General features: G+C 33.1%; 10 protein-coding genes. 9 read left to right on the top strand and 1 reads right to left on the bottom strand.

What is annotated here, in order from left to right; genetic code table 11:
- The first annotated feature begins 56 nt into the window (after positions 1-56).
- The 3 genes from Q0910_RS07095 to Q0910_RS07085 all read left to right on the top strand — a co-directional run bounded on the left by Q0910_RS07095 (position 57) and on the right by Q0910_RS07085 (position 2,745).
- Positions 57-1,262 carry a serine hydrolase domain-containing protein gene (locus Q0910_RS07095; RefSeq protein WP_299214101.1) on the top strand — a complete coding sequence of 402 codons (1,206 nt, stop codon included), beginning with the start codon at positions 57-59 and terminating at the stop codon, positions 1,260-1,262.
- Positions 1,263-1,503: 241 nt separating this feature from the next.
- Positions 1,504-2,055, top strand: a complete 552-nt coding sequence (locus Q0910_RS07090) for a DinB family protein (protein WP_299214098.1) — start codon at positions 1,504-1,506, stop codon at positions 2,053-2,055.
- Positions 2,056-2,286: 231 nt separating this feature from the next.
- Positions 2,287-2,745 carry a DUF1801 domain-containing protein gene (locus Q0910_RS07085; protein ID WP_299214095.1) on the top strand — a complete coding sequence of 153 codons (459 nt, stop codon included), beginning with the start codon at positions 2,287-2,289 and terminating at the stop codon, positions 2,743-2,745.
- Between the two features lie 96 nt (positions 2,746-2,841).
- Here Q0910_RS07085 and bshC read toward each other — a convergent pair whose 3' ends face one another.
- Complete coding sequence (bshC, locus tag Q0910_RS07080) at positions 2,842-4,437, bottom strand: bacillithiol biosynthesis cysteine-adding enzyme BshC (protein ID WP_299214092.1); 1,596 nt, start codon at positions 4,435-4,437, stop codon at positions 2,842-2,844.
- A 212-nt stretch (positions 4,438-4,649) separates the two neighbouring features.
- Here bshC and Q0910_RS07075 point away from each other — a divergent pair, with 212 nt between their 5' ends.
- The 6 genes from Q0910_RS07075 to Q0910_RS07050 all read left to right on the top strand — a co-directional run bounded on the left by Q0910_RS07075 (position 4,650) and on the right by Q0910_RS07050 (position 11,964).
- On the top strand, positions 4,650-7,130 hold the full coding sequence (locus tag Q0910_RS07075; RefSeq protein WP_299214089.1) for a M14 family metallopeptidase: 2,481 nt from the start codon (positions 4,650-4,652) through the stop codon (positions 7,128-7,130).
- Positions 7,131-7,306: 176 nt separating this feature from the next.
- Entirely contained in the window at positions 7,307-9,475 is a 2,169-nt protein-coding gene (locus Q0910_RS07070) for a M3 family metallopeptidase (protein WP_299214087.1), read from the top strand.
- A 45-nt stretch (positions 9,476-9,520) separates the two neighbouring features.
- The gene (locus Q0910_RS07065) at positions 9,521-10,171 is read left to right on the top strand and encodes a DinB family protein (protein ID WP_299214084.1); all 651 of its coding nucleotides are present in this window, start codon (positions 9,521-9,523) and stop codon (positions 10,169-10,171) included.
- An 8-nt stretch (positions 10,172-10,179) separates the two neighbouring features.
- On the top strand, positions 10,180-10,902 hold the full coding sequence (locus tag Q0910_RS07060) for a hypothetical protein (protein ID WP_299214082.1): 723 nt from the start codon (positions 10,180-10,182) through the stop codon (positions 10,900-10,902).
- 8 nt (positions 10,903-10,910) lie between these two features.
- Positions 10,911-11,366: a tRNA (cytidine(34)-2'-O)-methyltransferase gene (locus Q0910_RS07055; protein WP_299214079.1), complete on the top strand. Its 456-nt coding sequence runs from the start codon at positions 10,911-10,913 to the stop codon at positions 11,364-11,366.
- Between the two features lie 85 nt (positions 11,367-11,451).
- Positions 11,452-11,964 carry a GTP cyclohydrolase gene (locus Q0910_RS07050; protein WP_299214076.1) on the top strand — a complete coding sequence of 171 codons (513 nt, stop codon included), beginning with the start codon at positions 11,452-11,454 and terminating at the stop codon, positions 11,962-11,964.
- The last annotated feature ends 262 nt before the right edge of the window (positions 11,965-12,226 follow it).

Raw genomic sequence — 12,226 nt, 5'->3', positions numbered from 1 at the left:
CGAACTAATCTTTTGTGGAATATATTTTCATTTGTATAAATCAAAATTATTATAAAATGAAAAACCTTTTTGCAAAAACATTAGCCTTATTTCTTATCTGTTTAAGTTGTATATCTCAAGAAAAAAAAGTAAAAAGTATTGTTGCTAGTCACAATCAACCTGTTGAAATCACTTATAGTGATAAATCTGTCGAAATCATCTATAGCGATTCGATGGGCAAGAATGTTAAGCAAATTATAGATAAAAATGCAAAAGAAACATTAAAAGATTCTTTGATAAATTCTTTGTCTATTGGGATCTATATAAATAATGTTTCCTATAATTTTCATTATGGTGAACTAACGAAAGGAAAAGGAAACGTTGCAACAAATGAAACTATATATGAAATTGCCTCAGTTACAAAAACATTTACAGGCACATTAGCATCCAAGGCCGTTTTAGAAGGAAAATTGAGTTTAGAAGATGATATACGCGAGTATTTACCTAAAACATATCCTAATTTAGAATATAATGGTCAACCAATAAAAATTAAGCATCTATTAACGCATACAAGTGGGCTACCAGGAGAGGTAATAATTCTGAATAATAAAATAGATCAAAACTTAAATGAAATAGAATTTAATAAAATAGTTGTTGAGCACGAAAACAAAAAGACAAAACCCATTTTTTTTGAAAGCCTTTCCGAAATTAATTTAACGGAAAAACCTGGAACAACATTTAACTACTCAAATGCTGGTACAAATTTAATGGGGTACATTTTAGAAAAAGTATATAAAGAACCTTTTCAAAAATTAATAATGAATGAAGTAGTTGCAAAGGCACAAATGAAAGACACCTATTTCCATACTCCCAAAAACAAACAGTATAGACTAGCGAATGGTTATTTATTAGGAACACCAATGCCTGAATCTAAGCTAGCCAATACGCTTTGGGGCGCAGAAGGTGCATTAAAATCTACAATACCAGATATGCTAAAATATATCCATTATCAGCTTAAAAATAATTCCATTGTTGAAGAATCTCATAAAAAATTATTCGAAATTGGTCCCGATTATTGGATAGGTTATTTATGGTGGAGTATAGAAGATCAAAATTACGATTTACATTATAGACACGATGGAGGTATATCTAGAGTAAAAAACGTATTAGCTATTTTTCCTAAAAAGAAAATAGGGATTTCAATTTTCACTAATGAATCTTCAATAAAAGTGAATCAAAAACTTAATGACTTAACTCATAAAATATATAATGATCTTAATTAATAAAAATAAAATTGAATATCCGTAATCTGTCATAACCCATTGTCTCCTCGAGCGCAGTCGAGAGGTCATTAAACCTAAAGTGTTAAAAATAAGGTCTCGACTGCGCTCGACCCGACATTCATGTTATTATTATGAGACATTACGGACAATCAAAAAATAAACAAGAAGAATTTAGTTTAATTGCTTGAATTGAGCAGAATATTATAATTTCGAAAACAACAGAAATTTAAAATCTGAAGAAATGAGAATAAAAAGAAGTATATTAATTCTGACATCTATAATGCTATTATCCTTATTTGTATCGCCTCTGATTGCTCAACAGAATGATTTTGTTAATGAATATTTGGAACGATTAGAAAATTCAAGAAAGTATTTAATTCTTGTTGCGGAAACCATGCCAGAGAACAAATACGGATTCAAAGCAACACCTGAATCATTGAGTTTTGCCGAAAATTTAATGCATATTAGTTGGGCTATGGATTGGCATAGTCAATCATTAATGGGTGGACGTGAAGCAAGAGATTGGAATACCGACACAGAACTTAAAGTTGATAAGAAATCGAAAAAAGAAATGATTGCTACACTAGACAAGACTTTCGAAAAAACCATAGAATTTATCACAAAATTTGACACAAATAAACTTGAAGATAGATTAGACTATTTCGACTTAAATAGAACAAAAAGACAAATTTTATTATTGCTTGCGGACCACATAACACATCACAGAGCACAAATGCTAGTTTATATGCGACTTAACGGACTTATTCCTCCAAGATATGTTTTGTTTCAATAATTTACTCTACCCTAATAGAATAAAAAAATAATAAACAAAGATGTAACTCTGGAAGTGGAAGAATAAAGCAGTTACAACAATACCTATATAATAAATTGCTAGTTCTCTGTGTACTCGGAAAATCCTACAGATTCTCCTCTACTTTTTATTTTTCTATTTATTACCTTAGTTCTAGCCTCTGCAATTAACCATACATGAGCACTTTACCTAAAAGCTTCAAAAAAACATAAAATGAAAGCAAATCCACAACTAAAAAAATTCATAGAACCCTACGATCAGGGAATTCAAAAGTTGACATTAGAATTGCGGAATTTTATAACAGAGTTAGTACCGCAAGCCAATGAGTTGATTTGGGATGATTACAATGCCGTTGCAATAGGGTATTCAAAATCAGAAAAACTTAAAGACGCATTTTGTCATATTGCACTTTACTCACAACACGTAAATTTCGGGTTTAATCGGGGAGTAGAATTAACAAATACTAGTATTAAGCTGAATGGAAAAGGAAAACTAATAAGACACATTAAGGTAAAAGACTTCGAATTTTTCCCTAAAGAGGATATTAAAAAAATGATTTGGGAAGCTGTTGGGATTTCTGAGAAAATGAATACTAAATTGATCGAGAAAAATACACCTCCCAGAAGTATCGTTATGTCCATTTCTGAAAAGAAAATAAGACCAAATAAATGAGCTAGTAAGTAAAATAGTAATAATTCTATTTTCTTGCATTAAAAATCATAATAGATAGCTAGTTTATATAAAACATCAGATATCTGTAACTATGCCCTACTGTTTTAAAACCATAAACTCCCCACATAAAGGATCGAGCTGTTTTATCAATTCCGAAATCAATTCCTCCCCATATTCCAGATACATTTCAGAGAAATTGGTGTTTCGTTCTTGTAAACTTTGATTAGGAAATAGTTCGTTTTGGATTGTAGTCAATCGCTGTACCTGATCACTAAGTTTTATTCTTTGGGCTTTTAGCAATCGTTTTTCTAACATATCTAATCCTTTGATTTGCTTTACTTCTTGAGCCTTCACAGCATTTACAAAAGTAACATCCGTTTGCTCAGCTAACTCATACATTCCTTCAAACTGTTCTTTTAGAAGTTTACGCTGAGGATCAAAATTAATATCAATATTGGATATTTGTCGCACCTTTCGATTAATCAGCTCATATTGTTTTAAAAACAATTCTGTATCCGTAATAGCTAACTTCTTGATTTTATCTGCTTGTTTTTCGGTTTGAATTAAAACAGAATTACGCAATAACAACATCGGAAATGGAATCTCCACAGCTTCAAAATAATCTTTTAACTCTAACCAATATGCTAATTCTCCTCCTCCACCGATGTAGCAAAGATTTGGTAAAATCACCTCTTGATACAAAGGCCTCATCATTACATTAGGACTAAACCGCTCCGGGAACTCAGAGAGTTCTTTTAGTAGTTCACTCTTGCTCCAGGAAATCTCTGTATCATTAACAAAATAACTACCTTCCTTTTCTATAATGCGTTCTCGTAATCCTTCAGAAAGATAAAACAGATTAATTTCTCTGGGATTAACTTGTACCTTATATCCTTTTGCTTCTAATTTTTCTGCTTTTGGCAATACACTATTATAAGAAACTTGTTCCTCTAATTCTTTCTTTACATATGGAATAAAAAGACTTTTCAGCTCTTTATCATCCCCATCTACAACCACCAAACCATATTCTCTAAATAACTCATTAGCCAAGTACCTGGTAGCATCAGCCAATGTATTATGTTTCAAATAAGCTTCTTTGAAAAGAGACTTTAATCGTTCTGCATTTCGTCCAGATCCAATTTCTGAAGAAAAAATCTCAAAAACTTTATCTAATCCTTCGGTATCAAAAACTCCTACTGCACCACCATCTTTGCGATTCCAATGAATTTTTTTTCCTTTAAAATTAAAATAGTTGATTTCATCAAAATCATGATCCTCCGTTGCCATCCAATATATCGGAACAAAATCATATTCTGGATGCTTTTCTTTTAATATACTCGTAAGATTAATCGTAGAAACTATTTTATATAAAAAATATAAAGGACCTGTAAATAGATTCAATTGATGTCCAGTAGTGATGGTAAAAGTGGTATCCTTATCCAGAAGATCGAGATTCTTTTGAGTAGCTTCAGAAATATCGACATTTCCATATTGAGAAGACAAAGACGCTTTCAATACAAGACGGTTTTCCATCGGAAAAGATTGTTGTTTTTCCTGGAGTTGATCCTTAAAATTATCCAGCTTTGGAAATCGATGATAAAATTCTTTTAGTTCTGGTTTTTCGTCTAAATAATCACAAATAAAAGATGAAAAGTAATTTGTTTCTCTAAACGGAATACAGTCACTAGGCATAGGGTGGTCTTTTTAGGTCGATAAATATACGGTAGATTGTGATTGCATCTATTTTTTTATATTTTTTTTAATAGTCACTCGATTAACTTTATTTGATAATATTCGATAAACCTAAATTTATAAATATAGGTTATCACAAATCCTAAAATTTAGTTAATACGATTTATATCCTAAATTTAAGGCGGTATTTTACCGAAATTAAAAGTTCATCAATGAAAAAAATTCTCTTAACGCTCCTTGTTGTATTCACAACTTGGGTATCTGCACAAAACAGTGTTCAATCTCCGGCTTCATTTTTAGGATATGAAATTGGCAGTCAGTTTACACGTCACGCAAATGTAGTAAACTATTTTAATCACGTTGCTGCCAACTCTGATTTAGTTACTTATCAAACCTATGGAAAAACAAATGAGCGAAGACCATTAACTTATGCTATCATCACTAGTGCTGAGAATCAAAAAAACATTGAAAACATTCGTCTTGATCACCTTAAAAATACTGGTATCGTAGTCGGAAGTAGTAATGCACAAATTGCGGTAGTATGGCTTAGTTATAATGTTCATGGTAATGAAGCTTCGAGTACTGAAGCTTCTATGAAAACTATTTACGAGCTTATTACTACAAAAAAAGAATGGTTAAACAATACGGTAGTTATTATGGATCCTTGTGTAAATCCTGATGGAAGAGATCGTTACGCCAATTGGTACAACCAAACCAAAGCTACACCTTATAATGTAGATCAGAATGCTACAGAACATAACGAACCTTGGCCGGGAGGAAGACCTAATCATTATCTTTTTGATCTTAATAGAGATTGGGCTTGGGCAACACAAGTAGAATCCTATAGTCGCTTAACCGCTTATAATAAATGGATGCCACACGTTCATGTAGATTTTCATGAGCAAGGTATTAATGAGCCTTATTATTTTGCGCCAGCAGCAGAGCCATTTCATGAAATTATTACACCTTGGCAAAGAGATTTTCAAACTCAAATTGGTAAAAATCATGCCAGATACTTTGATGCAGAAGGTTGGTTATTTTTTACCAAAGAACGTTTTGACCTACTATATCCTAGTTATGGAGACACATACCCTACTTTTATGGGAGCAATCGGTATGACTTATGAACAAGCAGGTCACGGACGTGCAGGATTGGGTATTCAAACTGATGAAGGATATGTATTGACATTAAAAGATCGTGCTTTACATCATACAACAACAGGATTATCCACTGTAGAAATATCTTCAAAAAATGCTACAAAGTTAAACTCAGAATTCAAAAAATTCTTTAATAACTCATCCTTAAAGTATAAAAGTTACGTGCTTAACGGTCATGAAGACAAAATCAAGGCCCTAACAGAACTATTGGACAAGCACGAGATAAAATATGGATACACCAATAGTGCTAAGATATCCGGTTTTAATTTTAGAGAAAATAAGCAAGGTAGTATCAATGCTAATGGAGCATTAGTTGTAAGTACAGACCAACCTAAAGGTAAAATGGTGAAAGTACTATTCGAACCAGATGCAAAATTAAGCGAACCTCTCACCTATGATATTACTGCCTGGAGTATTCCGCATGCATATGGATTAGAAGCTATCGCCTCTACTTCTTTAATACCTGCGAATGGAAGTAAAAAAAGCAATCAAATTACTAATACTGCCAATCCATCTGGAGCAGGATATATTGCAAAATGGAATAGTCTGGATGATGCTGCTTTTCTGGCTGATCTTCTAAATAATAAAATCAGAGTGCGATTTAGTGAAAAAAACTTCGAGAATAATGGAGAAAAGTTCAAAAAAGGGAGCCTGATTATAACCAAAAGTGATAATCGTAAAACAAAGGATTATAACAAAACTGTAATTGATATTGCTAACAAGCATGATCGTAAACTATATACTACAACCTCTAGTTTTGCTTCAAATGGAGTTGACTTTGGATCACCTGATGTAAAATTGATTAATAATCAGCGTATAGCGGTATTAAAAGGAAACTATACCTCATCGCTAAGTTATGGAGAAATCTGGCATTTCTTTGAGCAACAACTACAATACCCAATCTCTTCTATTGATACAGATTATTTCAAAAGAGTTAATCTTGATAAGTACGATGTATTAATACTTCCTAATGGATATTATGGTGGATATTTGGATAAAAACTCACTCGATAAGTTAAAGGAATGGATTCGAAGCGGAGGAAAAGTAATCGCAATTGCTAATGCAGTAAACGCCTTTGCTAACAAAGACGGTTTTGACTTAAAAAGTAACAAACCTGAAGAAGAGAAAAAAGATTCCATTGGAAATCTAATACCTTATGACAAACGTGAACGTGAAAGAGTTAAAGACTTTATTACTGGAAGTATTTACAAAACTAAAGTAGACACTTCGCATCCATTAGCCTTTGGATATGAGGACATCTATTTTAGTTTGAAATTAGGAAGCAGTTCTTATAAGTTTTTACAAGATGGATATAACGTAGCCTATATCGAAGAGCCAACAAGTGTTTCAGGTTTTTCTGGCAAAGATGCTTTTAAAGGACTTAAAAATTCATTGGTTTTTGGTGAAGCCAGAATGGGTAGTGGAAGCGTAATTTACTTGGTAGACAATCCATTATTCAGATCTTTCTGGGAAAACGGAAAACTGTTTTTTGTAAATGCAATTTTCCTTACTAATAACAATAAGTTTAGATTGTAGATTAGTTGATAGTAGAATACTTATAATGACGTTCCTGCTTCAGGCAGGTCGGGCTATTCGTTATATCTTTTTACTTGTTCTCGATACATCCGCCTAAGGCGGACACTCGAACTGACATAAAAAGGATGCCACTGCTATCCCTAACGCAAAAGAATTAAAGAATTAAATATAACAACATGAATACTCAGCACATCTCAAAAACACTCCAAACTATAGTGATCTTCTCCTTGATCGCTATGACCAGTTGTAATAAAAAGAAAGAAACCGTGGAAAACACACATCCAAAAGAAAAGATCTCAAATACATTATTAGCGGAATGGACAGGACCTTATAGTGGCACTCCTGCTTTTGACAAAATGAATATTGCCGATATCAAGCCTGCTTTAGAAAAAGGTATGGAATTGAACCTAGCGGATATTGATGTTATTACAAGTAATAACGAAGCTCCAACTTTTGAAAACACTATTGTTCCGTTAGAAAAGTCAGGACAAGAACTGAACAGAGTTTTTACATATTATGGAATTCTAAGTAGCAATATGTCATCTCCTGAGTTTAGAGAGATTCAAAAGGAAATGGCTCCGAAATTATCTGATTTTCGTTCTAAAATATCTCAAAACGAAATTTTATTCCAAAGAATTAAGACAGTATATGATAATGCTCAGAAACAACCCTTGGAAGCAGATCAACAACGCGTAGTGCAATTGACCTATGAACAATTTGCTATGAATGGTGCTGAATTAGACACAGAAAAAAAGAAACGCTACGCAGAAATAAATAAAGAATTATCCGAATTATACACCAATTTTTCGAATAACATTTTAGCAGACGAGGAAGGATATGTAATCTACCTTACTAAAGATCAATTAGGAGGATTATCGGAACCTTTGATCAACGCATATGGTAAAGCAGCTGCAGACAAAGGACAAGAAGGTAAATACGCCGTAACCAATACAAGATCTTCTATGGATCCGTTCCTCAAGTATTCTACGGAGAGAGAACTACGAGAAAAAGTCTGGAAAAACTATTACTCCAGAGGTGATAACGGAGATGACAAAGATAACAATGAGAATATTGCTAAAATTCTAAAGTTAAGAAAAGAGCGCGTAGCCTTATTAGGATATGATAATTATGCAGATTGGCGATTACAGAATAGAATGGCGAAGAATCCTGAGAATGCTATGAAATTAATGAATGCTGTGTGGCCAGCTGCTATTGCCCGAGTAAAAGAAGAAGTAGCCGATATGCAAGCTGTAGCGGATGCTAATAAAGATAATATTACTATTGAACCTTGGGATTATAGATATTATGCAGAAAAAGTTAGAAAGAAAAAGTATGATCTCGATTCTGACGAGGTAAAGCAATATTTACAATTAGATAAGCTTAGAGAAGCTATGTTTTTTGTTGCTGGAGAATTGTTTAATTATGAATTTACTCCAGTAGCAAAAGGAATCGTTCCTGTATTCCACGAAGATGTTAATGTTTGGGAAGTAAAGGATAAAACTTCTGGAGAACATATAGGTTTATGGTATTTGGACCCTTTTGCCAGAACAGGAAAACGTTCTGGAGCCTGGGCAACAACCTATAGAAGTCATACCACTTTTGATGGTAAAAAAACAGTATTGGCATCTAATAATTCAAATTTTGTAAAACCGGCTCCAGGAGAACCGATTTTAGTATCCTGGGATGATGCAACAACATTTTTTCATGAATTCGGTCACGCACTACATTTTTTCTCTTCAGAAGTACGATATCCAACTCTTAATGGTGGTGTTAGAGATTACACTGAGTTTCAATCTCAATTATTAGAACGTTGGTTATCTACAGATAAAGTAATTGATACTTATTTAGTTCATTATAAGACAGGAGAACCTATGCCAAAAGCATTAGTTGCTAAAGTGAAGAAAGCAGCTACTTTTAATCAAGGGTTTGCTACTACGGAGTATTTAGCATCTGCATTGATGGACATGAAATTTCATTTAGCAGATCCATCAAATATTGATGTGGATGCATTTGAAAAAGAAACCTTAGCAGCACTAGATATGCCGAAAGAATTAGTAATGCGTCATCGTACTCCTCATTTTGGACATGTATTTTCTGGAGAAGGATATGCAACTGCCTATTATGGATATATGTGGGCAGATGTATTAACATCGGATGCAGCAGAAGCCTTTGCTGAAGCTCCTGATGGATTCTATGACAAAGAAGTTGCAGCCAAATTAGTTAAGTATCTCTTTGCTCCTAGAAATGCAATGGATCCAGCAGAAGCCTATAGATTGTTTCGTGGTCGTGATGCTAAAATAGAAGCCTTAATGAAAGATCGCGGGTTTCCTGTTACAGTTAAATAAAAACAAGGGTATCAGCTTAATTATTCATTCTAAAATATTTTAACGATGAAAAAAGAATCCAACAAAACAAGTAGAAGAAAATTCATCAAAGGTTCGGCAATACTTACAGCAGGACTTGCAGCTACTCCTTTGATCAGTTTTACAGATGAAACTGCTTCTATAGACACTTCAGATAACATCTATTTAGTCGGCCCTCAAAAAGGATATTCTCCACAAATTGGCACATTATTATCTACGATGACCATGATGAGAGCTTGGGTTGTTAGAACCGTTAAAGGTCTTACGGTAGCGCAATTAGATTTTCAAATTGATGAGCAATCCAATTCAATTGGTGCAATGCTATTACATCTAGCAGCAACAGAAAGATATTATCAGCTTAACACCTTTGACGAAATAGAATGGGGCAAGTGGGATGAAGACATAAAAAAAGAATGGGATATTGCCAGTGGTTTAGGTAAAAAAGGAAGAGAAATAATTAAAGGAAACTCTATTGATTATTATCTTCAAACACTTGAGGAGGTTAGAGAAGTAACAAAAAAAGAATTTGCCAAAAGAGACGACGAATGGATCATGAAGTCTGAGCCGTTTTTTGGCAATCAACCTACCAATAATTATGCTAAGTGGTTTCACGTATGTGAGCACGAATCCAATCATCGTGGGCAGATGAAGTTTATTGTTAAAAGGCTTCCTGTATAATTAAGAATATGAGTAACCCTTTAAAACTGGATCCCGAAAAAATCATTGATACGATCTCTTTATTAGAGAAACGAATCTCTGATAGATTTCCTGATTCGGGACTTAAAAAAGTATGCCATAATTTTTTGCAAACCGCTCAAGATAGTAAACAAAATATAGATTGGATTTCCAAACCAAACCTATCTTTGAGAATTTTCGCATACTTGGTGATATTAATTGGATTAGGTGGATTAATCTATAGTATTACTTATATTGACTTACGAATAGAAAACACGACACTTAGCAATATTGTTTCTATATCAGAAGCTATATTTAATGATATCATCCTATTAGGTGCAGCTATTTTCTTTTTAGTTTCATTAGAGTCCAGGTTAAAGACAAAACGTGCGCTTAAATCTCTCAATGAACTTAGAGTTATTGCTCATGTGATTGATATGCATCAGTTGACCAAAGATCCTAATCTAACCGATTTACCAGAATCTGCCACAGAAAATTCACCTAAACGAACGTTTACCAGATTCGAACTGCAGAGATATCTGGATTATTGTTCTGAAGCTACCGCTCTCGTTGGCAAAGTAGCTGCTTTATATTCTCAAAGTTTACCGGATGAAGCAGTTGTACGAGCAGTAAATGAGATTGAGGTGCTTACAACAGGCCTAAGCAGAAAAATATGGCAAAAACTTATTATTTTAAATGAATCAAATACAAATAAAAGTAAAGGGATAAAATAATATAATCAATGGCATATAACATAGTTCTTATAGAACCAGAAATACATACAAACACCGGAAACATTGGAAGATTAAGTCTAGCATCAGGATCAAATTTACATCTGGTAAAACCGTTTGGTTTTGAATTAAGTGATAAAAGATTAAAACGTGCCGGACTGGATTATTGGAAACATATTTCTTTAAAAACTTATGAAAGTTTAGATGAATTCTTATTGATACATAAAGGAAAGAAAATGGCTTTTTTCTCTAGCCACGGAAAGACAGATCATTGGTCCGTTGATTATGAAGATGATATGTTTCTTATTTTCGGAAAAGAATCAGTGGGTTTACCCACAGAGATCACTGAAGCTAATCCGGATAAAACATACAAAATACCAATACTTAACGAACACATTAGAAGTTTAAACCTGGCCAATGCAGTTAGTATAGTGGTGTATGAAGGGCTGAGAAATCTGAATAGATGAAATATTTTTAAAACCATTATAATTATACTATAAAACGAAATAGTTATAGTTAACACACTTAAAAAAGGATATTAAAAATAGGATTATGATAGTTAAACTAGCCGAAACTAATCTAAAAACCAAGTTTGGTGAGTATCGTGAAATTCTGTTTTACGATGGTCAGAAAGAATCCTTTGCACTGGTTATGGGCGATGTAAAAGATGAAGAAAATGTATTATGTAGAGTACATTCTTCTTGCATTTTCGCCCATCATTTTAATAGTATAGAATGTGACTGCAGGGAACAAATGGAAATCTCACAACAACTTATACAAAAAGAAGGTAAAGGAATTATTATTTGGTTAGATCAGGAAGGCAAGTCTAATGGGCATCTTGCTTTACTTAAAAGTATTGAATATAAAAACAAAGGATTCTCGCAAGCGGAAGCTTATGAAGCTGCTGGTTTTAAAAAAGATGCTAGAGACTTTTCTCCGGCTGCAAAAATTTTAAATGAATTAGGGGCAATATCTATTCGAATGCTAACTAATAACCCTAAAAAAGTAACCACTTTAAATGAACTTGGTATTAAAGTTACTAGCACACAACCAACAGTTTTATGATTTAAAATATCCCAATATCAAAACTGTTGCAAGTACAAATTCTAATAATTACCCTACAAAACTGTGATGGACACCGTTAATAAAACAAAAGCTAACCATAAGAGAAAGTAAGAAAATCTAAATAAAACTTATGACTCCAAATGCAATAAATATCCAGTCATAAAAGGCTCTTATTCTCAAATCACAACTTTTACTCAACATCAAGATTAAGAACTACATAAACAGTTGTTTCTTTCACTGAACAAAACAGTGTCTCACACAA

Origin of the sequence: uncultured Aquimarina sp. (genome assembly GCF_947495315.1) — a bacterium.
Classification (GTDB): Bacteria; Bacteroidota; Bacteroidia; order Flavobacteriales; family Flavobacteriaceae; genus Aquimarina.
This window is presented reverse-complemented; position numbering and strand designations above follow the sequence as displayed.

Coding starts and splice junctions, on each gene's coding strand:
- Q0910_RS07095 (WP_299214101.1), top strand. CDS start 57: ATGAAAAACCTTTTTGCAAAAACATTAGCCTTATTTCTTATCTGTTTA.
- Q0910_RS07090 (WP_299214098.1), top strand. CDS start 1,504: ATGAGAATAAAAAGAAGTATATTAATTCTGACATCTATAATGCTATTA.
- Q0910_RS07085 (WP_299214095.1), top strand. CDS start 2,287: ATGAAAGCAAATCCACAACTAAAAAAATTCATAGAACCCTACGATCAG.
- bshC (WP_299214092.1), bottom strand. CDS start 4,437: ATGCCTAGTGACTGTATTCCGTTTAGAGAAACAAATTACTTTTCATCT.
- Q0910_RS07075 (WP_299214089.1), top strand. CDS start 4,650: ATGAAAAAAATTCTCTTAACGCTCCTTGTTGTATTCACAACTTGGGTA.
- Q0910_RS07070 (WP_299214087.1), top strand. CDS start 7,307: ATGAATACTCAGCACATCTCAAAAACACTCCAAACTATAGTGATCTTC.
- Q0910_RS07065 (WP_299214084.1), top strand. CDS start 9,521: ATGAAAAAAGAATCCAACAAAACAAGTAGAAGAAAATTCATCAAAGGT.
- Q0910_RS07060 (WP_299214082.1), top strand. CDS start 10,180: ATGAGTAACCCTTTAAAACTGGATCCCGAAAAAATCATTGATACGATC.
- Q0910_RS07055 (WP_299214079.1), top strand. CDS start 10,911: ATGGCATATAACATAGTTCTTATAGAACCAGAAATACATACAAACACC.
- Q0910_RS07050 (WP_299214076.1), top strand. CDS start 11,452: ATGATAGTTAAACTAGCCGAAACTAATCTAAAAACCAAGTTTGGTGAG.